20 protein-coding genes are annotated in these 26,732 nt (G+C 47.7%); 7 read left to right on the plus strand and 13 right to left on the minus strand.

What is annotated here, in order from left to right:
• Positions 1–3: 3 nt before the first annotated feature.
• Both ACN08X_RS00245 and ACN08X_RS00250 read right to left on the minus strand, forming a co-directional pair.
• Positions 4–225, minus strand: a complete 222-nt coding sequence (locus tag ACN08X_RS00245; RefSeq protein WP_419107576.1) for a M48 family metallopeptidase — start codon at positions 223–225, stop codon at positions 4–6.
• A 49-nt stretch (positions 226–274) separates the two neighbouring features.
• On the minus strand, positions 275–1,189 hold the full coding sequence (locus ACN08X_RS00250; RefSeq protein WP_419107577.1) for a type II restriction endonuclease: 915 nt from the start codon (positions 1,187–1,189) through the stop codon (positions 275–277).
• Positions 1,190–1,300: 111 nt separating this feature from the next.
• Between ACN08X_RS00250 and dcm the strand changes: the two genes are divergently transcribed.
• A complete protein-coding gene (dcm, locus tag ACN08X_RS00255; protein ID WP_419107407.1) occupies positions 1,301–2,479 on the plus strand; it encodes a DNA (cytosine-5-)-methyltransferase in 1,179 nt (392 codons plus the stop codon).
• Positions 2,480–2,505: 26 nt separating this feature from the next.
• On the opposite strand, the gene ACN08X_RS00260 is transcribed toward dcm, so the two are convergent.
• Positions 2,506–4,332 (minus strand): ATP-dependent helicase, encoded by a 1,827-nt coding sequence (locus ACN08X_RS00260; RefSeq protein ID WP_419107578.1) that lies wholly within the window; start codon positions 4,330–4,332, stop codon positions 2,506–2,508.
• A 221-nt stretch (positions 4,333–4,553) separates the two neighbouring features.
• On the opposite strand from ACN08X_RS00260, the gene ACN08X_RS00265 reads away from it, so the two are divergent.
• Complete coding sequence (locus ACN08X_RS00265) at positions 4,554–5,525, plus strand: phosphotransferase (RefSeq protein WP_419107579.1); 972 nt, start codon at positions 4,554–4,556, stop codon at positions 5,523–5,525.
• A 74-nt stretch (positions 5,526–5,599) separates the two neighbouring features.
• On the opposite strand, the gene ACN08X_RS00270 is transcribed toward ACN08X_RS00265, so the two are convergent.
• Both ACN08X_RS00270 and ACN08X_RS00275 read right to left on the minus strand, forming a co-directional pair.
• Positions 5,600–9,184 (minus strand): ATP-dependent helicase, encoded by a 3,585-nt coding sequence (locus ACN08X_RS00270; RefSeq protein ID WP_419107580.1) that lies wholly within the window; start codon positions 9,182–9,184, stop codon positions 5,600–5,602.
• 18 nt (positions 9,185–9,202) lie between these two features.
• Positions 9,203–12,445, minus strand: coding sequence for a PD-(D/E)XK nuclease family protein (locus ACN08X_RS00275; protein WP_419107581.1), 3,243 nt, complete (start codon positions 12,443–12,445; stop codon positions 9,203–9,205).
• A gap of 231 nt (positions 12,446–12,676) precedes the next feature.
• On the opposite strand from ACN08X_RS00275, the gene ACN08X_RS00280 reads away from it, so the two are divergent.
• A complete protein-coding gene (locus ACN08X_RS00280; RefSeq protein WP_419107582.1) occupies positions 12,677–13,363 on the plus strand; it encodes a 3'-5' exonuclease in 687 nt (228 codons plus the stop codon).
• Between the two features lie 64 nt (positions 13,364–13,427).
• The gene (locus tag ACN08X_RS00285) at positions 13,428–14,780 is read left to right on the plus strand and encodes a threonine/serine ThrE exporter family protein (protein ID WP_419107583.1); all 1,353 of its coding nucleotides are present in this window, start codon (positions 13,428–13,430) and stop codon (positions 14,778–14,780) included.
• Between the two features lie 114 nt (positions 14,781–14,894).
• Here ACN08X_RS00285 and hemL read toward each other — a convergent pair whose 3' ends face one another.
• The 8 genes from hemL to hemE form a co-directional block, all read right to left on the minus strand.
• Complete coding sequence (hemL, locus tag ACN08X_RS00290) at positions 14,895–16,226, minus strand: glutamate-1-semialdehyde 2,1-aminomutase (protein WP_419107584.1); 1,332 nt, start codon at positions 16,224–16,226, stop codon at positions 14,895–14,897.
• Positions 16,227–16,281: 55 nt separating this feature from the next.
• Entirely contained in the window at positions 16,282–17,280 is a 999-nt protein-coding gene (gene hemB / locus ACN08X_RS00295) for a porphobilinogen synthase (RefSeq protein WP_419107585.1), read from the minus strand.
• A gap of 53 nt (positions 17,281–17,333) precedes the next feature.
• A complete protein-coding gene (locus ACN08X_RS00300; protein ID WP_419107586.1) occupies positions 17,334–18,140 on the minus strand; it encodes a uroporphyrinogen-III synthase in 807 nt (268 codons plus the stop codon).
• 5 nt (positions 18,141–18,145) lie between these two features.
• On the minus strand, positions 18,146–19,105 hold the full coding sequence (gene hemC, locus ACN08X_RS00305) for a hydroxymethylbilane synthase (RefSeq protein WP_419107587.1): 960 nt from the start codon (positions 19,103–19,105) through the stop codon (positions 18,146–18,148).
• Positions 19,106–19,110: 5 nt separating this feature from the next.
• On the minus strand, positions 19,111–20,424 hold the full coding sequence (locus ACN08X_RS00310; protein WP_419107588.1) for a ferrochelatase: 1,314 nt from the start codon (positions 20,422–20,424) through the stop codon (positions 19,111–19,113).
• A complete protein-coding gene (gene hemQ / locus ACN08X_RS00315; RefSeq protein WP_419101575.1) occupies positions 20,421–21,194 on the minus strand; it encodes a hydrogen peroxide-dependent heme synthase in 774 nt (257 codons plus the stop codon). The genes ACN08X_RS00310 and hemQ overlap by 4 nt, the downstream gene beginning before the upstream one ends.
• A 107-nt stretch (positions 21,195–21,301) precedes the next feature.
• A complete protein-coding gene (hemG, locus tag ACN08X_RS00320; protein ID WP_419107589.1) occupies positions 21,302–22,753 on the minus strand; it encodes a protoporphyrinogen oxidase in 1,452 nt (483 codons plus the stop codon).
• Between the two features lie 5 nt (positions 22,754–22,758).
• Positions 22,759–23,880 carry a uroporphyrinogen decarboxylase gene (gene hemE, locus ACN08X_RS00325; RefSeq protein WP_419105520.1) on the minus strand — a complete coding sequence of 374 codons (1,122 nt, stop codon included), beginning with the start codon at positions 23,878–23,880 and terminating at the stop codon, positions 22,759–22,761.
• Between the two features lie 157 nt (positions 23,881–24,037).
• On the opposite strand from hemE, the gene ACN08X_RS00330 reads away from it, so the two are divergent.
• The 3 genes from ACN08X_RS00330 to ACN08X_RS00340 all read left to right on the plus strand — a co-directional run bounded on the left by ACN08X_RS00330 (position 24,038) and on the right by ACN08X_RS00340 (position 26,519).
• A complete protein-coding gene (locus tag ACN08X_RS00330) occupies positions 24,038–25,342 on the plus strand; it encodes a glutamyl-tRNA reductase (protein WP_419107590.1) in 1,305 nt (434 codons plus the stop codon).
• Between the two features lie 111 nt (positions 25,343–25,453).
• Positions 25,454–26,116 (plus strand): TetR/AcrR family transcriptional regulator, encoded by a 663-nt coding sequence (locus ACN08X_RS00335; RefSeq protein ID WP_419101651.1) that lies wholly within the window; start codon positions 25,454–25,456, stop codon positions 26,114–26,116.
• A gap of 175 nt (positions 26,117–26,291) precedes the next feature.
• Entirely contained in the window at positions 26,292–26,519 is a 228-nt protein-coding gene (locus ACN08X_RS00340) for a DUF3107 domain-containing protein (protein WP_419101579.1), read from the plus strand.
• The last annotated feature ends 213 nt before the right edge of the window (positions 26,520–26,732 follow it).

The raw sequence follows: 26,732 nt of genomic DNA on the forward strand, positions 1-26,732 counted from the left end.
TCGTCAGGTGAGTGGTGTCCGCTCACTTCTACTAGCAAACACCATTCCTGATAAGAACGCCGTTGCCTGCTCATAGTGTGGGTAACGGCGTTCTAGCATCCGGAAAGCAACACTATGATTAGGCTCTACAAAATGGCATAGCTCATGGTGAATCACCTGATCTATCACATACTCAGGTACTCCCTGCAGTAAGTGAGAAATAGGAATTATATTTATTACGCACAAAACTCACCAATAATATAGGGGGGCAACATACACGTTGCCCCCCCCTATATTATATTGAGAATTTTTCAATCCGGCGATTATAATATTCTTCCACGAAACTATGATTATGATGGCTTTTTAATTGTTTCTCAAGATTTATTTTATTTTGCCTTATAACATCCTGTGGATAGTTATAGTCATCCCATTTACTAGCGGTTTCTTTCAAAATATCTAAAAGGCGTTCAAACGTGATTACATTGTTATTAGTATTATAGTTTGTTTCTTTTACCGACCTTGTAGTTACAACTTGAATATTAGCCTCATCTAATGTCTCTATTACTTCTTGGCTAATAGATTCGTCCAAAGTAACTAAAAACATTTCTCTAGCACCCGTTCTACCCATTTCTTCAGGCACTTCTTGCCAACGCTCCCTTAACGTTGTTTTAGCACTAATCAAAACAGTATCACGTTTATAAATAGAATATTCGCTAGAACCAGGTGATACAATATCAACCATTTTTCCTAGATCTTTATCCTCGAAGAATTTTTTGCCAATATTTCCTTGACTATCCATTGGAATATCGGCACCAATTAGAATCAATTCTATAATTGCCTCAAATTCTTTCCCTGCCCTACTTCTACGACTTTGCGTATTGGAAAGATTAAGACTATAAATATGCATAGGAAATTTATCTACAAACCAAGAAATTGCTTCACTAGCGTCCATACCTTTAATGTCGTCTCTAGAGTAGAGGGAGGACAGCATTTTTGAAGTAAATTCTTGTTCCTTTTTTTGAAACTCATCCCAAGAGTTACTTCTAAGTTTTTCAATTACAGAACTAGCATTTTTTAAAAAATATTCTACAGGCTGATTGATTAACCCTAATTTTTCAAAATTCCTGTACACCAAGTCATAAGGCATATCTTCTTTAAAATACTTTTTCCTTTGAGTTTTTACAAAAATTTTATAGAGTTCTAATTCCACTTAACTTCTCACTTCACATATCCAGATTTTTTGATAATATTGTGTCAGAAAGAGGACACTTTGCCCTAATATTCACCCAATCATCAGACTGAGCCACTAGAGAACTATCCCATGAAATCTATGCTACTAGAAAAAAACAACTTAGATAACGACCCTTCCGCTCTCATAAAGAGTAAGCGGTCTCGCCTCAACATGACACAAAAAGAACTGGCAGACGCTATAGGTCTGCCTAAATTCGGAGACAGGACAATCAGGCGATGGGAAAACGGTGAGTGCAAACCTTCCAGTATAGAGTTAGACCACATACTCAACTTCCCAGAAGAAATTCCTTTTCAAAACCCTCCTGCCGCTGACTACACCATGATTGACCTTTTTGCGGGGATAGGTGGCACTCGTTTAGGATTCCAACTTACAGGCCGTACCAAATCTATTTTTAGCAGCGAAATAGATAAATTTGCAGCAAAAACCTACAAAGCCAACTATGGCGAAGCACCCTTTGGCGATATCACTAAAATTGCTGGAGACTCTATTCCTTCCCATGACATCTTAGTAGGAGGTTTCCCGTGTCAGGCTTTTAGCCAAGCAGGAAAAAAACTTGGATTTGAAGATACTAGGGGAACATTATTCTTTGAAGTTGCCCGCATTATCAAAGAAAAACGACCCAAAGCTTTCCTTCTCGAGAACGTTAAAAACTTAAAAGGCCATGATAAGGGTCGCACCTTTCAGACTATAGAGAACACTCTATGTAATCTAGGTTATGGAGTTTATAGCACTCTATTTAAAGCTAAAGATTTTGGCCTTCCACAAAATCGTGAACGCATTTATATTGTAGGGTTCGATAAAGAACAAATTGGTAACTTTAATGATTTTAGATTTCCAACTCCTTTATTTATTGAAACACGTCTTGGCAAAATCTTAGAAGATAATGTATCAGATAAATACACCATATCTGACAAGTTATGGCAAGGGCACCAAAGGCGAAAAGCTAAACACAAGGAAAATGGCAATGGGTTCGGCTGCTCGTTATTTGATGAAAATAGCCCTTATACGAATACTATCTCTGCTCGATATTATAAAGACGGTAGTGAAATATTAATCAAACAAGATGGTAAAAATCCTCGTAAATTAACTCCTCGAGAAGCTAGTAGGCTTCAAGGATTCCCAGAAGAATTTATTATTCCTGTCAGTGATACACAAGCTTACAAGCAATTCGGTAATTCTGTAGCAGTTCCAGTTATTAATGCTATTGCTAAACAGATTTTAGAGGTACTAGATAATCAAACAGTATAAAATTTTATGTTTCTTCTAATACTCCCCTATTCAGGGACGGGAGCAATCGGCGCTAAGAATCGTGAACGGCGTCTATTTCCTCGTCCACCCGGTGTTCGTGAACGAGACCAGCTCAACGTCAAATAGCTTTTAGCACGTGTAATACCCACGTATAACAGACGACGTTCTTCATCAATGTCATCTGCGTCTTGAGCATAGCTAATAGGCATAAGCCCCTCATTCATTCCAGCTAAGAATACAGCCTCCCATTCAAGACCCTTTGCAGAATGTAAAGATGCCAGAGTTACACCATTGAGGATAGGGGCATCTTGGTGTTCCATTCGTTGATGTAGGCGCCCAACGAATTCTTGCAAGGTCAAATCAGGTAAGTCAGGGTTATGCTCTTGAGCTTCATGACGTTCACGTTCCATACGTTCAGCCATAGAAACAAGTGCTGCCAACGATTCCCATTTTTGACGTACAGCACCCGAGGAACTGGGTGCTTGAGGTGTATATCCTAATGAATACAAAATATCGGAGACGTTCTGAACAACAGATCCACTTTCGACAGAGCTTGCTGCTGAGCGTAATTGTACGTAAGCATTTTTTACCTCTGGACGAGAGAAAAACTGTTCAGCTCCGCGTAATTGGTAGGGTACCCCCACATCGTTAAAGGCTTGCTCAATGGCTGCAGATTGTGAGTTTGTTCTGAAAAGCACCGCAATCTCAGAGGGGGCAATCCCGTCTTTGGTAATGAGGTCTTGAACATCTTCAGCGATTCCGCGAGCTTCTTCTTCGTCGTCGTTGTATCCAAACCATTGAGGCTCCGGCCCTCGTGGTTTGTGCGAAATCAGTTCTAGAGGTTCTGCCCACCGCCCAGGCGTTGCGTCAGGGAGTGCCCGTCGAGTTTTAAGCAAAGAGTTGGCAAGATGAACTACTTGTGGCGTTGAACGGTAGTCACGTACCAGTTTAACAACATGTGCGTGAGGGTATTTATGACGGAATCCTAGAAGATATCTGCTGGTTGCACCGGTAAAAGTGTAGATGGTCTGTGAAGCATCGCCCACAACGCAGAGGTCGTCTCTATCTCCCAGCCAAGCATCTAGTAGGCGCTGTTGTAAAGGTGAAACGTCCTGATATTCATCGACGATAAAGTGCCGGTATTGTTTATGTACTTCTGCAGCAATGGATGGGTCATCTTCGAGGATTCCAATGGTGAGGAGAAGAACATCTTCAAAGTCGATCATGTTGCGTTCGTCTTTGAGTTCTTCATAGGCACGGAAGAGACGCACCATTGTTTGTTCGTCTAATCCGGAGGGTAGGGAACGCCCTTTAATCGCGCTGTTGAGAGTATCAGGGGTGTGTAGGTTGACTTTAGCCCATTCAATCTCTGAAGCAAAGTCCCTTAACGTTGCTTTATCGGTGCTAAGTCGAAGGCGTTGTGCAGCTTCACTGATAAGAGGTGCTTTATGACTGATAAGGGTTGGTTCAGTTCCGCCAACGGCTCTTGGCCAGAAGTAGCGTAGTTGTCGTAATGCGGCAGAGTGAAAGGTTCGTGCTTGAACTCCGTCAGCACCTAATGCACGGAGCCGAAGACGCATTTCGTCAGCAGCTCGTGCGGTAAAGGTCAGCGCAAGAACGCGTTGAGGTACGTACCGTCCAATAGCTATACCATATGCGATACGGTGGGTGATGGCTCGGGTTTTACCTGTTCCTGCACCAGCTAATACGCACATGGGTCCGTCAAGTTCACTACCAACTCGGCGTTGTTCGGGGTCGAGGTTTTCAAGAATTTTTTGGGAATCAGGAGCACCGTATGGTACGTGTTGGGGGGTGTTAGCTGTCGATTCTGCAGAAAAGGGGAGAAAAGACATCGGGCTCCTGTGCGTTTTATCGTTATGGGATGGGGGGGGTGTTCTGTGTTCCAGTGTAGTTCAGTGCTTTTGCAGTAGCTACCGTTGAAGGATGCTATTGCGGTGCTTCGCTGTGGCATAGCTGATAGTTTTATAGAGTTTTCGTATAAAAGATGTCACTATTTTAGACTATCTGGCGATGTTCGTTCGAGGTGTTGGCATTTCTCTTGTACTCTTGTGATGTGACTGTTACTCCCCTTCAACTTGCTGCTATTGTTTCTGCTGGCGTACCAGGTTTATATCCTGTTGCGGCGTTGCCTTCTGCCGACGATACGACAGACTTTGATTCGGCTATTATCATTGATTCTGCTGGTAAACGCTGGCGTGTGCGTTCGCCGAAGAATCCCGAGGCAAGCGTTCGTCTTGAAGCTGAGCACGTCATCCTACAATCTTTTTCAGCAGGGCTCAGGGCACGTTTACCGTTTCTTGTACCGACTATTGTTGGGTCGGTTCTTGTTAACGGTATGCAAACATTTATTTATACTCATATTCCGGGTTCTCACTATGAGATTGATGAGTTGGCAGAGATTTCTTCTTATGCAAAAGAAGATACCGAAAACTTAGCGACCGCTTTAGGTCGTCTCATTGCAACCATTCATGTGATGCCTGAGACGATTATTGAGGATGCGAATCTTCCGGTGTATTCGGCGGAGCAGATACGAGAACGGCGTCGTGCAGAGTTGGATAGAGTTGAGGCTCTCAATAAGATTTCGCCTTTGCTCATTCAGCGGTGGCGTGAACAAATTGATGATGATGCGATGTGGTCATTTAGGCCTCGTGTGATTCACGGCGATTTGAACGAAGATAATCTTGTTTTAGACCAGAAAAAAGTCACTGCAGTAACCGGCTGGTCTGAAGTGTGTGTTGGCGATCCGGCTCTTGATTTTTCATGGCTTTTAGGGTGTGAAGACCAACGGTTCTCTGAAGAAGTTCTCAATGTATATATTGAGCAGATGCCGCAGCTTCCAGATTCTGCGTTGTCGTTGCGTGCTCATCTTTATGCAGAATTTGCCTTGGCGCAGTGGCTTCTACGTGCTGTAGAGCGTGAAGATGAGGAGATGTTCCAGCAGGCGTTAGAGCTTCTTCGTGATCTTGAAGATTCGCTTCTTGCCTCTGGTGAGTTGCGTCTTCTTAAGATTGCGCCACCGCAATAAAAGTTCTGATACAAGCTGTGGGGTGTATACCGTTGTGGGTATGCACCCCACAGTTTCTTATGAGAGATAGAACATTAGTTGATGGTTCTGTTCCATTTCTCACGGATAATTTTTTCTAGCTCATCTTCAGCCGCTAAATGTTCGGGGCGGATGATGTCTCCTGTAGATACGTAGCAGAATGCTGTATCGATATCCGTAAGGTTAACGTTGTGAAGGCGTGAGAAAGCAATACGGTATACGGCAAGTTGATAGCTAAGGTATGCGAGTTGTTTGGTGTTCGGAACTCGCCCTGTCTTCCAGTCTACTAGCTCCCAGCGTATGCTTCCGTCAGGTTGTTCGTGCCTAAAAATTGCGTCGATTCTACCTCTGATCGAGGTGCCTGCTAAAGGAGTTTCAAAAGGGTACTCTACAGCCCACGGTTTGATATCGGCCCAGGGACTTGCGAGGAAGTTTTGTGTGAACTTCTCAAAATGGATAATTTCGTCGTTCTCTTCTTCTGCGTATTCCTCGTCGAATTCTAAGGTTGCCGGTTTCTCATAATAATTTTCAATCCATGAGTGGAAAAGATTTCCTTGACGTGCTGAAATAGTCGGCCGCTGCGGTATTGGACGCAAAGTATTGTCAAGAACCCTCTGCGGATCGTCAATGAGAGACACAACCGTTGACGTGTTCAGGTGTTGAGGGATGCCAAGAGGGTCTTCTTCCTCTTGACGTTGCAAAAGCGATAAAAGTAGCTTACTTTCTTCGCCCCATTGGCGGATGAGCGGGTTTTCACTATCAGATGCTTCAAACGACGAGTGTTCTTCTATAGAGGTCGTTATTTCTTGGGCAGCATGCTCTACCCGTTGACGGCGTGATGGTTTTGCATGTTGGTGTAGTTCTCGTATTTTTGGTTCGGGAGTTTCTTCGAGCTCTTCTAAAGAATCCCAGCTACATGTCACAGGTCCGTCGATGGGGTCAAACGGCCATAATGCGCTTAAAATTTTCTCTGATTGTGGGTTTGTTTTTTGTTCTTCAGGAACACTACTTGTGGAAAGAACCTCAAAAGCAGGATGTTCTACTCCATCGGAGTGCTCTTCGGTCAATCTGTACAACTCTTCCCAGAAGGTAGATACCTTATTTTTAGTTTTGTTGCTGCCTTTCCATACCGCATGAGTCAGCATGAGTAGTGAGCGAGCGCGTGTTACCCCCACATAGGCGAGGCGACGTTCTTCAGTCGTGGTGTGTTCGAGAGTTTGCTCTTTATAAATCTCTAGTGATTCTTTGAGCTCTTTAGTATCTTCACATGCGCTAATCCACGGTGGCATAAAGTCTTTGTCTCCACGTAGCGGAGTAGGGAGTGAGTCAGAGCATTGTGTCCAGCGCTGGTCTTTTGTGATAGGGAAGTCCCCTTCACATAGTCCTGGAATATATACGTGGTCCCATTCGAGTCCTTTAGAGGCATGGACTGTCAAGAGTTGTACGGCTTCTCGGCTAGGAGGATCAACCATCATCTCTAGCCCAGATTCTTCTTGGGCTGCGGCTTCTAACCATGCTAAAAATCCACTCACCATGCTGGTGCCGCTAAGCCCAGCATAGAGTGAAATTTTTTGTGAGGTTGATGGTGATTCTTTCTCGGAGTTGTGAGGTTGTTCTTGTGTTGCTCGAAGACTTGCCCAAAGGCGCGGTGCGGTGAGCATATAGTTTGCCGCCGACTCGTAGAAAGCGTCGAGGTTACGCCGTGCATGGTGAGAGCTGATATCTGGTTTGACAGCTAACTCAATGTCTAACAGTATTTTCTGTTCTATCTCGTATAAAAGTGTGGTGAGGTCTTCGTTCATGTATTGACGGAGCTCTGTTAGTTCTTCGGCGCAGCGTTGTAGGCGGTTAAGTCCTTCTGTACTCAGCTGACGGCCTTGAGCAGATACCCATTCTTCTGGAGGCAACGTTTCGATGGCTTCAATTAGTGAAGCGTCATCGATGTTATCAAGGCATGCTCGAGAAAGTATTGATTCAACAGTGTTGAGGGGGCGTTCGTCTCCTTCACTGCCGGCGGGTGAGGGAGTCTCGTCCGAGGTCAGTTTTTCGCGGATGCCTTCTTTGATGGCATGTTCACGGCGGCGTGCTAGATGCCGTGCCCAGTCCCCTAACGCTAAGAGGTCGTGGGTGCCTAGACGCCAGCGTGCACCGCTGAGGATGCGCATGAGCGCGTCAGAACGCCCGGGGTCAGAGAGTACCCTCAAGTAGCAGACCATTTCGACGACTTCTGGGGTATCTAGCAGACCACCAAGACCCACCACCTGATATGGGATAGACAACGCTTCAAGTTCTTTGCGGAGGGGTTCCATCATTGCCCGTTTTTTGCACAGAATTGCCATCGTTGGCATGCTGCCGTTGAGCACAGAATATTCTGGTTTGTGGCGTTCTTCATAGATTTTTTGGGCGATAGCTTGGGCTTCTTCTTCGGTTGAGTTGTAGCCACCGAGGAGAACTTTTCCCGCTTCTGCGGTTGGACGTGGCTGAAGATGAGGAATAGGTTTGCCCAGAGGTTTTGCTCTCGACCAATCTGCAGGTTTGGATAAAGAGGATGCGAGGGTATTAGCGCTGGTAAGAATTGAAACATCATTACGCCACGCTATTGTTAAGAATTTTGGGTCTTTGTTGGCTGTTGGAAAGTACTGGTAGAAGTTAAAGAGCTGGCCGTCAGAAGCCCCACGGAAACCATAAATGGACTGTTTCGGGTCGCCCACAGCCATCACAGCATGTTCCTGTTGGGGTTCTGCCCTATGCCCAAAAAGATCTGAAAAAAGTTGCATTTGAGCGTGGGAGGTGTCTTGAAACTCGTCTAAGAGAACAACTTTATAACGTTCTTGTTCAGTTTCTGCCACTATTGGAAATTCGTGTGCAATACGCGCAGCTAAAGAGACAAGGTCCCCGTAATCCATCACTTGCATACGTTTTTTAACATTGCGGTATTCTTGGATGATGCCAGCATAAAAACGACGCTGTTGAAGACGTTTTAAAAGATTTCTTTGTTCGCTAGAGATTCTGTTTCCGCTGATATTGCGTACTTTTTGTTCTTCTTCCTCACACCATTGTTGTAATTTTTCAGGTGTGACAAGATGTTCAGAACATTCACTCGCAAGAGTCAGCGCATCTTTAATGATGGTGCTTTTAGACATGAGTTCTTCTAAAGCAATCTCTGGTTGGAGGTGCTCCACAATCTGTGCCATCAGCTGCCAACTTTGAGCCTGGCCTAAAAGCTGTGCATCTTGTTCTATGCCAAGGCGTAGACCATAATCAGAGACAAGACTCTTCGCATATGAATGGTAGGTTGAGACAACAGGGTCGGTGATTTCTTCGTCTTGATCTGTTCTTTTGATGATGCCTTGATGACGTAGCTGATTCAGCGCGATACGGATACGTTCACGAAGCTCTCCAGCAGCTTTTCGGGTGAAGGTCACTCCCAAAATTTCTTCTGGCCTCACTTTTTGGTTCGCAACGAGCCAGATAACTCTATCGACCATGGTCGCGGTCTTCCCAGAGCCTGCACCCGCAATAACGAGGCAAGGACGTAAATCTGAGCAAATAATTTCAGACTGCTCAGGGGTGGGCGCTGGTTTGCCAAGCAGTTTGGCTATTTCTTCTGGGCTGAAGTCTTCTTGAGTTTTTTCCGTCATGTTTATCGTCTCTTTTCGTTATTGCGTCACTTGTCTACCACGAGCACATAACGGGCAGATTTCGGGAAGTTTGCATTGGATACCGTAGCCACTAGCTTGGGCTGAAGTATGGCGTGCCTGAAAATATTCTTGAGCGATAAGCTCTGCTGCTTGTTGAATGAGCTCTACTGCCCATAAATCTTCTTCTGTGAGAGGCTCTTGTTGCTGTTCACGGTAAGTTTTCGTGTCGGTACCTAACTGTATGAGGAAGGCACCGCCAGAGCGTGATGTAAGCCCGCTAAATCTCGCTTCGGGTGAGTCTTCTCCCTGAGCAAGTTTTTCACCGATACCAGCTTCTAAAGCAACTTGGTAAGCTGCAAGTTGTGGGTGACGAGGTATTTTCTCTTTCTGAGAGGGCGCAGTTCTCCCCGTTTTCAAATCGATGATGGCGTAGCGTCCAGTTTCTTGATTTTTCTCTAAACGGTCAATTCTGCCGACCAGTAACGCGTCACGTGTTTTTCCTGGAACAAAAACTTTAAAACTGCCTTCAACATTACTCAATTCCCGCTGATGCTGGGATAACTCAGCCACATAGGAGGCAAATTTTCGTACCATCTTTTGTGCTCGTTCATAGATTTTTTGAGTTTCCCAGGTATCAGGAAGATTCATTTTTTGGAAGGTCTGAGCAAGTTGTTCTTCCAAAACATAACCTGGCCCGTGAGGGTACTGTTCTGCAAGTTCGTGTACAACGTTTCCTAAAGAACGTGAAGCATCGGTAGCAGCTTCCGCACGTGATTCGGACACGAACCATTCCAGCGGAGAACGGTGCACCGTCTCTAGTCGTGAAGGTGACATCGGAATAGGTGCCTCTTCTCCAAAGGCACTGCCTTGAGAGGAGAGCGGACTCAGCCCCCACCAGCTATCAGGTGAGGCACCGGGCACAATATACCCGCGTGTTTGTCCTAGGTCGTTGAACTTGCGAAGAATCTGTATCGCATGGTGAGCGGGTTCGGGGCTTTGCTCATATTGTTCTGCCCACTGACGTAACTCTGCCACCAGCGCACGAAGAGTCATCGGACGTCGAACCTCAGTAGTTGTTCGTCCCTCATGAGAGCCTGGAACAACAAGGTCAAAAAACTCACTAGGAAATTCGTCTTCAGACATCACTGCTGTACACCGAACCTGTTTCTTCGCTCGTGATAGAGCAGTGGCAAACATCCGTAGTTCATCGTGACGGGTTTGTCGCACACGATCAGTGGAGGTTATGTGTCGTGCAGCGTCTAACCCGATATCAAGAATATCGGTGAGTTTATGCGTCTCAAGTAGAGAACCGCGCACAGTAGTGTTCGGCCATATACCTTCTTGTAATCCAGCAATGTAAACGTAGTCCCATTCACGTCCTGCAGCTAAAGCTGGAGTCAATATTTCAACGTGCCCTTGTACGCGTGTTGTTCGGGTCAGTGTATCCATCGGAATGTCTTGAGCCATCATGTAGTTCAAGAATTGGAAAGCACTCGCACCAGGCATCTGCTCGGTATAACGTGAGGCAGCCTCGAAAAGACCAAGCATGGCATCTAAATCTCGGTGAGCACGTTGCGCGTTCAACCCCTCACCGTTTAATGATTCTTGACGCCAAATATGGGCAAGTTCTGAAGACTCCCATAACGCCCACAGAACGCTTTCAGCTGTTGCTCCTTCTTGTGAGAGTGCTTTGACACCAGCAGAGAGCACATGGTGAATACGGCGTACAGCAGAGTCTGCTCCCCTAGCAGCAATACGAGGAGGACGGTAAAGCGCCTCAAGGAGCAGCTCATCGCTGGGGCGTGTTCCACCAGATTTTAGTTCTTCAGCGCGTAACTGTTGTCGTAGGCGACGCACGTCCATTGCAGTAGCGCCACCTAGGCGAGACTGTAATAACGACAAGACGATATCCGTAGATAATCCAGACTCACTAACAGAGTGGGCATCACTGTTGAGGTCCTGCTCTTGTTCGTATAGATGTACCGCTATAGCTAATGCGTCAAGGAAGGGGCGTACTGCAGGTTCTTGACTCAGCACGTTAAGGGTGCGAGCACTCGATACAGGGATGCCGTGGCTCATGAGGGTACGCTCAATACGTGCTATTGCGCCGGTGTTGCGCACAATAATGGCGCATTGGTGATAGGGGACGTTCTCATATAGGTGTTTTTCAAGAATCATCTGCGCTAACAGTCGATTTTCTTGTTGAACGTTCTGAACAAGATACCCATCCAGAGCAGGTTCTTGTTGAGAGGTTTCTTCCGCAGTTGCGGCAGGCTCGGCAGCTGGTGCGTATTGTGGTTGACGGTCGTAGCGCATTTGGGCAACCGGCGGAATGCGTTCTGTGACGGTGGAATAGGCACAAACAATATCTTTGGGCATCCTGTGGGAGAGGTTGAGAGATAGGGTCTCATAGTCTCCAAGGATACGAGGAAGCTCTTTTGCTTTATCGGGGCGAGCACCACGGAAACCTTGGACCACAGTATCGGTGCATAAAGCGATAACTGTTTGGGGTGCTGGAGCTGGTGAGGTTTCAGGTGAACAGAGCGTTTCGAGTAGACGGTAGATGGAGGGTGTTGCCTCTTGGAAATCATCGATGAGTAAGAGTTTGAAACGTTCGCGTTCTTCTGCGAGAAAGGTTGGGTTGTGGGTCAGAATCTGTTGAGCTTCATGGATGAGGGTTGCGGGATCGAAAGCATTGGGCATCCGTAGACGACGAATCTGTTGGTATTCCTTATATAGTTGGGCGATCAGAGCCCATGTATGGATGTTGAGCTGTTGGGCGTAGTTTTCGATGTCTTGTGGGTCGATAGCATATTCTGCGATGCGGTCGAAGAAGTCTCGAATTTCGTGGCGGAATCCTTCAGTGTGTACGGCCTCTTTAAGCTCTTGGGGCCAAATAATTATTTTTCCGTAACCTTGTGTGTGTCCTTGGAGCAGTTCTGAGATGATGACGTCTTGTTCTGGTCCTGAGATAAGTTTGGGTGATAGTTCTACCCCCGGTAGTAGTCCTTGGATTTGGGCGCGTCGTAAGATATCGAAAGCATAAGACTGCCATGCGCGAGTTGGTACGGTTGAGAGGGTTCGTTGAGTGTGGTTGGCGATGAGTTCTCTCATCCTTGTAGCACTGGTACGGGAAGGCGTTAGGAACATCATGCCATCAGCTTCAGCACCAGAGTCAAGGTAGTTTTGGGCGTGTTCAAGGAGTTGGGTGGTTTTGCCCGTTCCTGCTGCACCAAGAATGATCCGTGGTGTGTTGCTCATCGTATGGCTCCCCTCGTACGATCGGTACAGAGGTTTTAGTTTCGACCTCTCACCATAAGTTTAACGATTTTTGTGTTACCGGGGAAACGACGTATCTCATAGATTTAAAAGATGTCGATGCTCTACGACATGTCTTGGGTGGAAGGAGCGTTATCACACTTGATAACGGCAAGTCTCCGATACATGGGGTGGGGTTATTAGGCTTATCAAAAAAGCGATATAGTGTGGAGTATGACTTCTTGGCTAGATAATCCTCGGGCAACTTTTGATTTAGAAACGACGGGGGTTGATCCTCGTACGGCACGTATTGTGACGGCTTCTTTGGTTCTGGTGGGGGCAGATGGACAGACTATTCGCGCTGGAGAGTGGTTAGCAAACCCTGGTATTGATATCCCAGCAGAGGCTTCAGCAGTTCACGGTATTAGCACTGAATATGCGCAAGAACATGGACAGGATGCTTCCACCGTTGTGTTTCAAGTGGCGTCTGCTCTGGGTTCTCTCTTTCATGACGGTATCCCCGTTATTGCTTTCAACGCTGCCTATGATTTTTCGGTGTTGCATTATGAGTTACAACGATACGAGTATCCAGAGCTCAAGTGTGAGCCGGTGCTAGATCCTTATGTTTTGAATAAGCATTTTCATCAGTTTAAACGAGGCAAACGTACTCTAGAGGTGCTCAGCGAAGAATATGGTGTGAGTTTAGAGAATGCGCATACATCTAAGGATGATGCGATAGCAGCAGAACGCCTGCTCACGGCTATGGCAGGTTCTTTCCCTGATCTTGCCCAAGATGCGAGGTTCTTACATCAGCAACAGATTCTGTGGGCGCAAGAGCAGGCTACGGAGTTTCAAGAATATCTCAAGCGTCAAGGTAAGAATCAAATAATTGACGGTTCATGGCCTATACGCCATGGTTAGTGCGTTCTTGTGCGGTGTATTTTCACAAGTATTTTTACTCAATATATTTTTCTAAGGTGTCATGATGTCTGAGAATCTCTCTGCAGAGCCGCCCACTAATAGTATCTATTTAGGTTCTTCACGGCTACAACATCAATATCTTGTATCACAGTCTGCCGTGGTGATGAAGCTTGGACTGCTCATGCTTCAATCAGGTGCTAGCGCTTTTCGTGTGAAAGCCTCAATGGCGCGTCTGGCAAGAGCAGTAGGGTTAGAAGAGCATCATTCGCAGGTGACGTTTACGGAGCTGACCACAACTGCTTATGCTGCTGGTAATTTTCGTACTGAAATTGGTGAACAACGGGCGATGGGTATTAGTGCTTATCGTATTGATTTACTCAGCGATTTTGTGTCGAACCTTCCTGAAAAGATTTCTCCTTTTGAAGCAGGTCAGGAGATTGATCGTATTGCACGGTTACCGCACCTATACCCTCGATGGTTGCTTTCTCTTGCTGCCGCTTTTGCTTGTGCGGGGTTTGCTTTTCTCAACAATGGTGGGGTTGTTGAGTGTAGTATCGTTTTTTTCTGTTCTGGTCTGGGACAATTATTGCGTTCAGTTTTACTGGGTAAAGAAGTTAATCACCTCGCCATATGGTTCTTATGTGGGGTGTTCTCTGCGGGGTCTTATATTTGTGGGGTCAGTACGTTGACTGCTTTAGGGTTAACGTCTTCTGATCATCTTGTAGGTTTCATCTCTGCTATCTTGTTTTTAGTACCAGGTTTTCCGCTGGTGACTGCAATGTTAGATTTAGCTCGCTTCGACTTTTCTGCGGCTATTGGGCGGCTTACCTACGTGGGGTTGTTACTTGCGAGCGCTTCTTTTGCAGTGTGGATTCTTGCCTTTACGTTTGAGCTTCCTCTACAGAAAGCTGTTCCACTGGAGTTTTCGCCTATTACGTTATATTCGTTGCGAGTTGCGGCTTCTTTCATTGCAGCGTATGGGTTTGCGATGCTTTTCTCAGCAATGCCCACGAGCTGTTTATGGGCAGGAATTATTGCTGCTGTGGTAAACCCTCTTCGTATTGTTGCTACTGATGTGGGACTTGCCCCGCAACTAGCGGTATTTGCAGGTGCTCTTTTAGCAGCAACTTTTGCTGAAATTATTGCGCCCTTACATCATCGGAAGTATTCGCGTGTTTCGTTGTCTGTCCCTGCGGTTGTCACGATGGTTCCGGGTGTAACGTTCTATCGTTCCATGGCGTATCTTTCTGATGGTGATATTGCAGAAGCTGCAGTTGGCATGGTGGAGGTATGGTTGTTATTCTTCGCCATTGGTATGGGGCTTGTGTTTGCTCGTTTTCTGATGGATAAGAACTGGTTCTATAACCGAGATTTGCAAAAAGTTCGTCGTTTTAATATTGACTATCATCTACGATAAGACGAATACGCTTTTACCTGTATATCATCAAAAAACCTTTGGGGTTGTATCCTCCACATCAGAGGATACAACCCCAAAGGTTTTTTCATTGAAGAGAACACTAAATAGTATTATTTATGCGGGTTGAGCCTGAGCAGCTTCTTCTAAGGCCTCAGGCAGTGCAGAAAGAATACGGTCCATAGCGGTGTCGTTATGTGAGGCAGATAAGAACCATGCTTCGAAAGCACTTGGTGGGAGGTACACCCCAGAATTCAACATGCTGTGGAAGAACGCCTGATAACGGAATGTTTCGCTTGCTTTGATATCAGAGTAGCTACGCACACCGTGTTCAGCCGTACCAAAGGATAAGGAGAACAGATTTCCGGCGCACTGAATCGAGTAGTTCAAACCAAGTTTTTCGCCATAGGAGTGGATAGCTTGTTGGAGTTCTTCACTGCGCTGATCAATGATTTGATAGATATCTTCCGTTGCAGCCTTGAGTGTTGCAATGCCTGCAGCAAGAGAAATGGGATTACCAGAGAGTGTACCTGCCTGATAGACGGGCCCTAACGGGGCAAGGTACTCCATCACTTCTCGTTTACCCCCCAGTGCGGCAATGGGCATACCGCCACCAATAACTTTTCCGAAGGTAAAGATATCGGGAGCCCATCCTCCCTCATCTTCTGTGGTGTATCCCCAATAGCCGGCAGAAGATACACGGAAACCGGTTAGGACTTCATCAAAAATGAGCAATGCGCCATTCTCATGGGCAGTATCGTGTAAGAACCGGTTGAACCCAGCCTCGGGTGTTACCACGCCCATATTGCACGGTGCTGCTTCAGTGATAATAGCTGCAATCTGTCCATGGTGCTGCTCAAAAGCACGTTGAACTGCTTGGGTATCGTTATAGGGGAGAACAATCGTTTCAGCTGCTGTTGCAGCTGTGACGCCTGCTGAACCGGGCATTGCTAAGGTTGCTACGCCAGAACCAGCTTCAGAGAGTAAAGCATCAACGTGTCCGTGATAGCAACCAGCAAATTTGATGATTTTATCTCGTCCGGTGTAACCGCGAGCTAGACGGATAGCAGTCATGGTTGCTTCGGTACCAGTGGATACCATACGTATCTGGTCGATACTTCCTGGAATCACAGCGTTGATACGCTCGATAACAAGCTCAGCAAGTTCAACTTCAGCTTCGGTAGAGGCACCAAAAGACAGCCCGTGCTCTACAGCTTTGTGAACGGCCTCAACAACAGAGGAATCTCGGTGGCCCAGAAGTGCAGGTCCCCAACTCATCACAAGATCAACATAATTTCTACCATCAGCATCAGTCAGATAAGGGCCCTGTGCCTCAACCATAAAAGGGGGCACACCGCCAACGGAGTTGAAGGCACGAACCGGTGAGTTCACTCCCCCAGGGATGACAGCACGAGAACGGTTAAATAAGTCTTCGGAGATACTACTCATAGGTGAGAACTTTCTTCATATCTGTTAAGCAATGTTTTCTCTAGTTTATAAAACATTATGAAAGCCAAGAGGCTACTTCTGTTGCATAGTACGTCAGAATAATGTCAGCGCCAGCGCGACGAATGCCTGTCAACGACTCAAGAATAATCTTTTCTCGATCGACCCATCCTGCTGCAGCAGCGGCCTCAATCATGGCGTATTCTCCAGAAACTTGATAGGCAGCTACCGGCACCGGAGAGAAATCAGCGACTTCACTCACAATATCAAGATACGCCATCGCCGGTTTCACCATAACGAAATCTGCGCCCTCTTCAATATCTAGCCGTACTTCGTGTAGACCTTCACGACGGTTAGCTGGGTCTTGCTGATAGCTCTTACGGTCGCCTTCTAATGAAGAACCGACAGCATCACGGAAAGGACCAAAGAATGCTGAAGCGTATTTTGCCGAATACGCCATAATAGCGACGTCGTAGAACCCTTCTGCATCAAGCGCCTGACGAATTGCTTGTACTTGTCCGTCCATCATGCCCGATGGGCTCACAATATGTGCACCGGCACGAGCCTGCGCCAACGCCATCTGAGAATAAGCATGTACAGAGGCGTCGTTATCGACAATCGGCTGACCAAACCGGTCTGTCGAAAGTGGCCCACAATGTCCATGGCTGGTGAACTCGTCAAGACAGGTATCCGCCATAATCGTGATGGTATCTCCAAAACGTTGACGAACCTGTGCAATAGCACGGTTTAAAATACCCTCCGGTAGCCATGCGTGAGTTCCATCTGCATCTTTGTCTTCTTCACGAGGAACACCAAAAAGATCAATACATTGAATCCCTGCTGATACGGCTTGTTCTACCTGCTCTAGCAGAGAATCTAACGTGTGCTGATATTGTCCAGGCATAGACGCGATAGGCTGAGGTTCCTCAATTCCATCTCGCACAAAGAGAACCTGAATGAGGTGCTCTGGGCGTAGTTGTGTTTCGGATACCAGTTTACGCAACGCAGGAGTTGCGCGTAGACGCCGTGGACGATACTGAAGGTTGAGTGCCGTCATAGGAGTTCTCCTCTCATAAAACATTTATTTTCTTTGCGTGATAACCAAAAAAATTACAAAAAATAATGATGAACCGCTTCGCATAATCCGTCAGGGGTTGGAGCAGGCGCAATATAAACATCCAAACCTAAACGCTGCGCATGAGATGCGGTTGTTCTTCCCATCGCAATAAGAGGGGGAAAAGATACCGGAAATTCCTCACCGTAAATATGGGTGACGAGTTCTTCTAATAGAGAAGGAGCCGTTGCGATAACACCCGCATATTCTTGCCAACGCTCTCGCACCTGTCCCAGAGCAAAAGATTTTTCGGGTGCTCTCAACGGCGTTAACGGGTTTGTAGCGGGGTAAGGTTCCATATCGTAAAGAATCACCGTTTCTGTAGGTATATTCCGTGATGCTAGAACATGGTTGAGAGTCGGCCGTGAAGTCTTTCCCAAAACACACAGAACAGGTTGATCGTCGTCATACGGAAGTTCTTGCCCCAAATGTTGAGCGTCCATCACCGAAGGAATGTAGTCCACCACAACACCGTTATCAGCCAAAACTTGTGCCGTGGAGGCACCAACAGCAGCAACTTTTGTTGTTGCTAGTAATTGAGGCAACGTACGCTGAGATTCAACAGCATATTTTTTCAAAGAAAGCACAGCATTCGCGCTACTGATAAGAGCCCAAGAAAATCCGCCATGAGGCAGACGACTCATGAGCTCACTATCTGGTGTATGAGCGACGGCTTGGCGGATAGGGGCACAATCGACCTCTACCGGCGCTAAAGACGTATGAGACAAAAGCTCAACAAACGGTTGTGCTTGTTCAAACGAACGAGTGATGAGCAGCCGAGTAGAGGTCATTGCGTTGGCCATGGACACTAACTATTCAATCCGTTTAAACGGTCAGCGCCCATTTGCAGGAGGTCTTCTGCTACTTGAATACCAAGCTGTTCAGCTGCTTCTTGACTCAAAAGTACTGTTGCTGCATGATGTCTTAGCATCTGAGAACCATCAACAGAAGCCACTACAGCGTCAAGAATCAGCTGGTCTTGTTCATATCTCGCGTATGTTCCAATGGGCGAAGCACAACCTGCTTCTAGACGACGTAGCACAGCACGCTCAGCGATAACCGCGTAGCGTGTTGGTAGGTGGTCTACGGTAGCGACAGCTTGAGCTAGCTCAGTGTTGTTGTGGACGTCTTGTTCACGTATTTCTACAGCCAAGGCACCTTGCCCAGGGGCAGGAAGAACACGAGAAACATCAAGATATTCAGAAATAGCAGATTCATAACCTAGCCGGTGCAAACCAGCAGCCGCAAGGATAACTGCATCGCAGTCCCCTACCGCTTCTGCATTGCCATAATGTTCTAGACCGGGGACTCGTGCAAGACGTGTGCCCACGTTACCTCGAATATCAACGATATTGATATCTGGGCGTAACGCCTTAATCTGGGCTGCTCGTCGAGGAGATCCAGTACCAACGTTTGCACCTTCTGGCAGTGTCTCTAAGGTGAGTCCATCGCGAGCACATAGTGCGTCTCGTGGGTCTTCGCGCTCAGGAATTGCCACAATGTTGAGTCCAGGGCAGGGCTGGGTGGGCAAATCTTTGAGGGAATGAACAGCCATGTCGACACTGCCGTCCAGTACTCGTTGTCTTAACGTTGCAGCGAATACACCGGTACCACCCATCTGTGAAAGCGGACCGGTCAGGATATCGCCTTCAGTTTTGACGGTTACTCGTTCGATGTTTTGGTTGCAGATACGTCCGATGGCGTCAGCAACCATACCTGTTTGAGTGAGTGCTAGCGCCGAGCCTCGGGTACCAACGGTGTAGCCCATAGGTTTTAGTCCTCCGTAGTATTCATATGGTAGGTTGCAATCGTTGCTCGATGTTGTTGAGCACGTGCTGGTTTACAGCATTGAGGGTCGCATTCGTCGAACCATCCGCGGTTAGAGCAACCACCGAAAAGTGGTTCTTTGGGGGCGGTAAACGGTGTTGCATTCGTTTCTTGTACACGTTCTTGGATGAGCTGACGCAAAGACTCAACGTATGCCGGATGAGTTCCGGGTGTTGGTGTGCGTACCGCTTCAAAGCCAAGGTTTTTACAAGTGTCTAGGGCTTCAGTGTCTAAGTCCCATTTGACTTCCATATGGTCAGAGACAAAGCCCAGAGGTACGAGGACGATGCCATCAACTTTGCCTTCAAGGGCTTCTAGGGCGTCATTGACGTCTGGTTCTAGCCATGGCATAGATGGGGGGCCTGAACGAGATTGGTAGACCAGTTCCCAATCAACGTTTTCGAGGAGTTTTGAGTCGATGTCGGAGACTTTTTCAAGAACTCGTCGAGCAACTTGAAGATGCTTTTCGACGTAGGCGGAGCCGCCTTCGTAGTCGACATCTCGTGGTCCGGCCTCGTTCGCTGCGCTGGTTGGTACGGAGTGGGTGCAGAACATGATGCGGATAGCGCCGTTTCCAGCAGCGGGGTTGGTGTTCTGCGCAATTTTTTGGTGGACTTCTCGTAGCCCATCTACGAGTCCGTCGACGAAGGCTTGTACGAAGCCTGGTGCGTCATAGAACTGACGGATTTTATCAATTTGAAGTTTGCCTTCTAGTTCAAGTTTTTCTAGTGCCATACCGTAGTCTTCACGGTATTGTCGGCAGGAAGAATAACCGGGGTAGGCGCTTGTAGCAAGTACCAAAATTTTTCGTGCGCCGTTGTCGTAGGCTTCTTGTACTACGTCGTTGACGTAGGGTTTCCAGTTGCGGTTCGCCCATGTGATGGGGATGTGTGGGCCTTTTTCTTGGAGAGCCTTTTCGAGGGCGTTGAGGAGTGCACGGTTTTGTTCGTTGATAGGTGAGATACCTCCGTTGGCACGGTAGTGTGTTGCGACTTCTTCGAGTCGTTCGTCGGGGATACCTCGTCCTGCCGTGACGTTTCTAAGAAATGGGATGACATCTTCTTGCCCTTCAGGGCCACCAAACGATGAAAGAATCACCATATCGTAGGGTTGTGGCGCTTTGTTACGAGGGCGTGAGATGTTTTCTTCACCGTGGAATTGTTCGATAGTTGTTGTATCGAGTACGGCGGGGCCATTACTGGCGGTGTTGTTGGGGTCGGTGACGTTGGGGGCTACGTCATGTGGTAGTCGGGTGTTCATGCAAGAACTCCTGCGATGTCGTGGGAGGGAATACGGCGTCCGGTGTAGAAGGGGGTTTCTTCACGGACGTGTAGGCGGGCTTCAGTGTTTCGGAAATGACGCATGAGGTCTACGAGGTCTACAAGTTCTGGCGCTTCCAGGGCAAGGACCCATTCGTAGTCGTTGAGTCCAAACGTTGCGATGGTGTTAGCTAGCACCTGAGGGAAATCGTAGCCTTTCATACCATGGTTTTTGAGCATTTCAGCACGCTTTTCGGGGTTCATGTAGTACCACTCATAGGAGCGAACGAAGGGGTATACACAGACCCAGTCTTGTGCTTCTTTGCCAAGGGCAAAGGCTGGAGCATGACGGCGTGTAAATTCTGCGTCGCGGTGTACGCCCATAGTGGACCATACAATCTTTGTTTCGGAGAAGACGCTGGTACGGCGAAGTTTGCGGATAGCTTCTTGGAGGTCTTCAGGGACTTCGCAGTGAGCCCATACGAGAATATCTGCGTTATCGCGCATGGCTGATACGTCGTAGAATCCGCGAATGGTTACGCCTTGTTCTTCGAGTGCTGAGATTACTTGGTTGAGTTCTTCTTCAGCTTCAGGGGTCTGTGCTTTGGTGTTTGTTACTCCAGTACGTGCAAATACGGTGTATAGCGCGTAGTAGAGTTTGTCGTCGCCGTCAGCTGGAGCACCCGGAACTTGACCTTGAATTTTTGATGAGGTTGCATCCCCACGGTGTGTGTGGGAGTAGTTTCCATGTGAGCCATGTTGGTGTGACATGTTTTCCTTCCTCAGAGGTTTCTCTCTATCGGGTGTGATGGAGAGTCACCTGTTGTTGTGTGTTGTACGGGAACCTCTTGGGTTTACGTAGTTGTAGTGTTGAGGTTCTATCCGATATTGTTTTGTTCAATAAAGTTTTTGAGGGTTTTGCGAGTGTCTGCGGTGACAGCAGCTAGCCCGTTTCCGCTCAGCCACGCGCCAACAGCGGTGACGTTCTCTAATTCGGTGAGTGCGCTGCGGAAGCTTTGCACTGTTTTACGGTGTTCGGGACTTGCTGTAGGTAATGCGCCTTTCCATCGAACAACGTCTGCTGCGAGGAGCTGATTTCGTGAGATGGAAACGTCGAGAAGTTTTTGTGCATCGTGGATGGCTAAGGTAATGAGTTGGTCATCGTAGAGTTTGACTTCTTGTAGGGGGCTAGCGTCTTGTCCTCTCCCGTAGGACAGGCGTAATACGTGTCGATGTTGCCCTAGTTTGTCGCTCATCCACTCCCATTTAGCGCTGGCGTGGGTAAGTGCTTTGGCTCGTACTGAGGTCACTTCTTCGCTGACAAGTACTCCGGTTCCACGTGGTCGGGAGTCGAGCTCTGCTTGTTCGATGATGAGTGTTACGAGGGCGACTTCTGGTCCTGCTGAGATTTGGGGTAGGTCTGCGCTACTCAGGTGTGATCCAAGCATTCGAAGAGTTGAGGGACCGTCTGAGGCCATGACGAGGTATTTTCCGTGGATGGCAGCAGCTTTTTCGCCGATTTCGGGTTGGCGTTGGATGAGTGTCCAGAGGTTATGGCAACGGTCGCGGTCGATGGCGATGGCATCATAGCCGGTAAGGATACGTACTTTGCGGCGAAGAATATCGTCAACGAGTGCTTCAGATAGCTGGTGCATACCGCCGATGAGTCCTGCGACTTGTGCTCCTGCTGGAGAATTTTTACGTAGTGATGCGGCAGCGGTAGCAAGGGAGCCATAGGTATTTAACGCTTTTTTGAGTCCTGGTGCAACAGAATCTACGTCAAGGTAATCGGGGTGCGTGGAATGGACTCCAGATACGATGGGCGAGACGAGTCTATCGAGTACTTGTTGTCCCATACGGACACGTACGAGGTCGCCAAGGGTACGTGCATTTTCTCCTGCGGAGGCGGGTAAGAAACGGTCAAGTTTAGCGCGTCGTAGACCGCTTCTATTCATAATTTTTTTGAAGTCTGGGTCGTTGAGGTCTCCGGGGATGCCGAGGATTCCTGTTCGTGGTGCTTTGTGAACCCCGTTTGGTAGGCAAAGCCAGGATCCATCTTGCCGTGGAGTGACGATTTTTTCGGAGATATTGAGCTCTTCGAGTAGCTCGCTGACGGCGGTGGTTCTTGTTGCATAGGATTCTGCACCCGAGTCGAGGACAAGTCCGTCGATTTGGTGTGCGCCTACTGCACCACCGAGATGATCTTCTTTTTCGACGAGGGTTACTTTGAGCCCTTGTTGAGCAAGTTCTCGAGTGGCAAGTAATCCGGAGATTCCACCGCCTACAACGATTGCGGTTTCTTTAGGGGAACGAGTATCGACAGGTGACATTGTTCTTAGGCCACTTCCCGAGCAGTTTGAGTGTGAATGTATTCCACCAGGCGGGTGAGTATTTCGGGGTCTGTTTCTGGTGGCACACCGTGTCCAAGATTGACGATATGGGAGGGAGCACATGCACCATCAGCTAGGACGTGGTCTACGTGTTCTTTGAGGACATCCCATCCTGCGCTTAGTAGTGCAGGGTCAATATTTCCTTGTAGGGGCACTCCCCCGCCAAGACGATGCTGAGCTTCTGCGAGGTCGAGACGGTAGTCTACACCGACGACATCTGCTCCAGCTTCGTGCATAGCTTTAAGTAGCTGCGCGGTTCCGGTACCAAAGTGGATTCTAGGAACACCGTAATGTGCCACGCTCTGAAGAACTTGGGCGGAGTGGGGTTGGATGTAAGTGCGGTAGTCGCTTTCGGAGAGGGATCCTGCCCAAGAGTCGAAGAGTTGGATGGCGCTGGCGCCTGCTTCGATTTGTGCTTGAAGGAATTGTCCTGCGGTTCGGGCGGCCCATTGTCCGAGTGCATGCCAGGTGTCGGGGTCTGAGTGCATCATGGTGCGTGGTCGTAGGTGGTCTCGGGAGGGTCCGCCTTCAACCATATAAGCGGCGACCGTAAATGGTGCTCCGGCGAAACCGATGAGCGGTGTGTCGCCGAGTTCTTTGACGGTTAGGCTGACTGCTTCTCGGATGGGGTCGAGTGCTGAGTCTTCGAGTTCGGGGAGGTTTTTGACGTCTTCAGCGGTGCGTACTGGTTGGGATAATACGGGGCCTTTGCCGGGGACGATGTCTACGTCTACGCCGGCTAGCTTCATGGGGACGACGATGTCGGAGAAGAAGATTGCGGCGTCTACGTTGTGGCGTCGTACGGGTTGCAATGTAATTTCGCAGGCAAGTTCTGGGGTTAAACATGCCTCTAGCATGGGAATACCTTCACGTACTTTTCGGTATTCGGGTAGGGAGCGTCCGGCTTGCCTCATGAACCATACGGGGTGGTGTGAGCCTTTTTGTCCGGTGAGGGCTTTGAGCATTGGTGACTCTGCCACGCCTGTAGTTTTGAGTGGGTGAGTGGTGGGAAGAGAATCTAGCTGGTGTGTGTTCAGTAGTTCTCGTTGATTCAAAGTGCTACTCATGTTTCCCATTGTGCCAAATTATTGCGCATTGTTTGCCGACACCATGTCATTCTTTGCTGGTATCTGCCGGTTGAGAGGGGAATCTACGAGGAAAAATAGTGATATTTCCCGTTTTTATTCGCGTCTGAGGGGCAAACATGTTTATGATAAGTCAGTCGTGACTATATTTACGCTCGTTGCATCACACAAGACTGTAGATTTGAACACCGTGGCATTATTGGCCAACGGTGCTAGTGTTGCGCTCAAAAATGTTTCGGCGCAGCGGGTTCGAGGAAGCGTTGTTCTTTCGACGTGTAACCGTTTAGAGATTTATGGGGAGCTTGCTGTATCCCCCGGCGCAACGTCTCAGCAAATACAGCTGATATTAGAAGAAACTTCACAGGAAATATATCGTGGCATTGCCGGCCAGTCTTCTTTAGCGTACGAACTTGTTGCAAGTAGTTTTGAAGTGTTCACTCAGCATGAGGCCGTCAAACACTTATTTACGGTAGCGGTTGGTTTAGAGTCGGCAGTGGTTGGAGAGCGAGAGATTACCGGACAGGTACGTCGAGCTATTGCTACTGCACGCGAAGAAGGTACAGCCACCGGTAATTTAGTGCGGCTTTTTGATCGTGCTGCTCGCACTGCTCGAGAAGTGGGTCAGCAGACTCTGCTTGGTTCTCAAGGGCGTTCAGTTGTTTCGGTCGCTCTCGATTTAGCGTATGAGCTATCAGAGTTAGCGTGGGATGCACGCCGCGCACTCATTATTGGTACTGGTGCTTACGCTGGTGCTACGGTTGCGGCGCTGAGAGAGCGCGGCTGCCAAAATATTAGCGTGTATTCTTCCTCTGGTCGTGCAGCTACTTTTGCCGACAAGCGCTCCATACGAGCTGTTCCTGAGGGTGCTCTTCACGAAGCTCTCAAAGAAGCAGATATTCTCATTGGGTGTTCTGGTTCTACCGCTCCGTTGAGCGCTGATGAGGTTCCTGCAGGAAAACGCATTATTCTCGATTTGGCGTTGAGTAGAGATTTCGCTCCAGATGTTGCAGACATGCCAGATGTTGAGTTGATTACGTTGGAGACTGTTCGTCTGGCTGCCCCCAACGAAACTCAAGATTCTATTGAACTTGCCCACGCAATTGTGGACAATGAAGCTGCTCATTTTGCGGTACAAGAGAAGGCTCGCAACGTAGATGCTGCTATTGTAGCTCTCAGGGAACATACGATGTCTATTTTGGACAATGAACTGCAGAAGGTTCGCAACCAGTATGGGTGTGGCGCTGCCGTAGACCAGTTAGAGCTTACGATGCGGCGTATGGTGAAATCGCTACTTCACACCCCTACGGTCCGTGCACGTTCTTTAGCCAAAGACGGTCGTGAAGCTGATTACGTTGCAGCTCTTGAAGCGCTCTACGGTATTGAGGTAAACACCGCAGAGCCCTCTCATCTTCAGATGGAGCAAAAACATAAGGACGCCTCCTAACTGTCATGGACGATACCTCTCATACAGAGGTTTCAGCCATTTACGGTAGATGTCTATGCCCTTATCACTCGTCCGTTATTTAGATAGATTCAGGAACAAGCGTTGAGTTCTGTGACAGTTGAGCCACTCCAAGAACCAGATTCACACGATCGACATTATTCCTCAGGGGACAAGCGTCTGCCGAAGGAACTACGACGACAACATCTGGTATTAAGTGCACTACGTATTTTTTCTTCTCAGGGATACCATACAACGACAATGAATCAGGTTGCTTCAGCTGCCGATGTCACGAAGCCGGTACTTTACCAGCATTTCAAATCAAAACGAGAACTATATCTTGCTGTACTAGACGAACAGATTAAAGAGCTCACAGAACGCCTAGTTCGCCCCTTATACGACACCCAAGATAACCGTGAGCGAACAGAACGTGTTATTGGTGCTTTCTTCGAGTTCACGCGCACTAATCTTCAGGGTTATCGGCTGATTTTTGAATCTGATATTCACAGTGATTTAGCTGTTCAACAGCGTATTGATGACCTTCATCTATATATCGCTAATCATATTGCGCAAGTGTTAGAGCCTAATTCTGGTCTAGCCGCAAAAGAAGCAGTACTCATCTCACGCACGCTCACGGGAATGGCGTTATCGGCGGTGCAACATGCTTTACAGCAAGGTGCTCAGGATCAAGAGCTTGCTCGTGCACAAAATCTCGTTTTTCGTTTAGCGTGGGGAGGGCTACTCTGCATTGATGACGATTCTGTCTATGACGGTTAGTCCTCTGCCTTTTTCACTTCTATAAGGTTTTTGTTCAGAAGATTCAAGAAGGGTTCTTCTACGTGATTTATTGTAGGGGTGGTACGCTGAGGGTGATATTTCTAGGTGTTTTTGTCTTCACCTTTTAGAATGTCTAGAGACATGACCGGTAATTTCCGTTGTTTAAGGAGCAGTTATGGACGTTAAATTTGGTATTAGAAATATGCCTCGCGAAGTAGTTATCGAGTCCGATAAAGACCCTGTTGAATTGCGTCAGCTCATTGCACGCGCCATGGATAAAGGTGAGGTTCTAGAGCTAGAAGACGACAAGGGTAACGTCGTATTGATTCCTGGAGATAAAATCGGTTTCGTTGAAATTGGTTCAGAGACAAAGCGTCGCGTCGGCTTTAATTTCTCAGCATAATATGCCGTTGATATAGACGGTGTAGACGATAGTGGAGGGCCTATATTTTTAGGCTCTCCACTTTTTTCTTGTCAGCTTTGTTAGAATGGCTAAGATAAGACGGTTGTCCGGTCGTTATCCACCAGTAATGTTTAGTAGTGTCACCTGCTGAGATAGGGTGACTTGTTTTCTCACGATCGGCGTACCTCCATAGTTGCGCTTTTGCGCCTTTTC

This window comes from Rothia sp. P6271, assembly GCF_048512995.1.
GTDB lineage: Bacteria > Actinomycetota > Actinomycetes > Actinomycetales > Micrococcaceae > Rothia.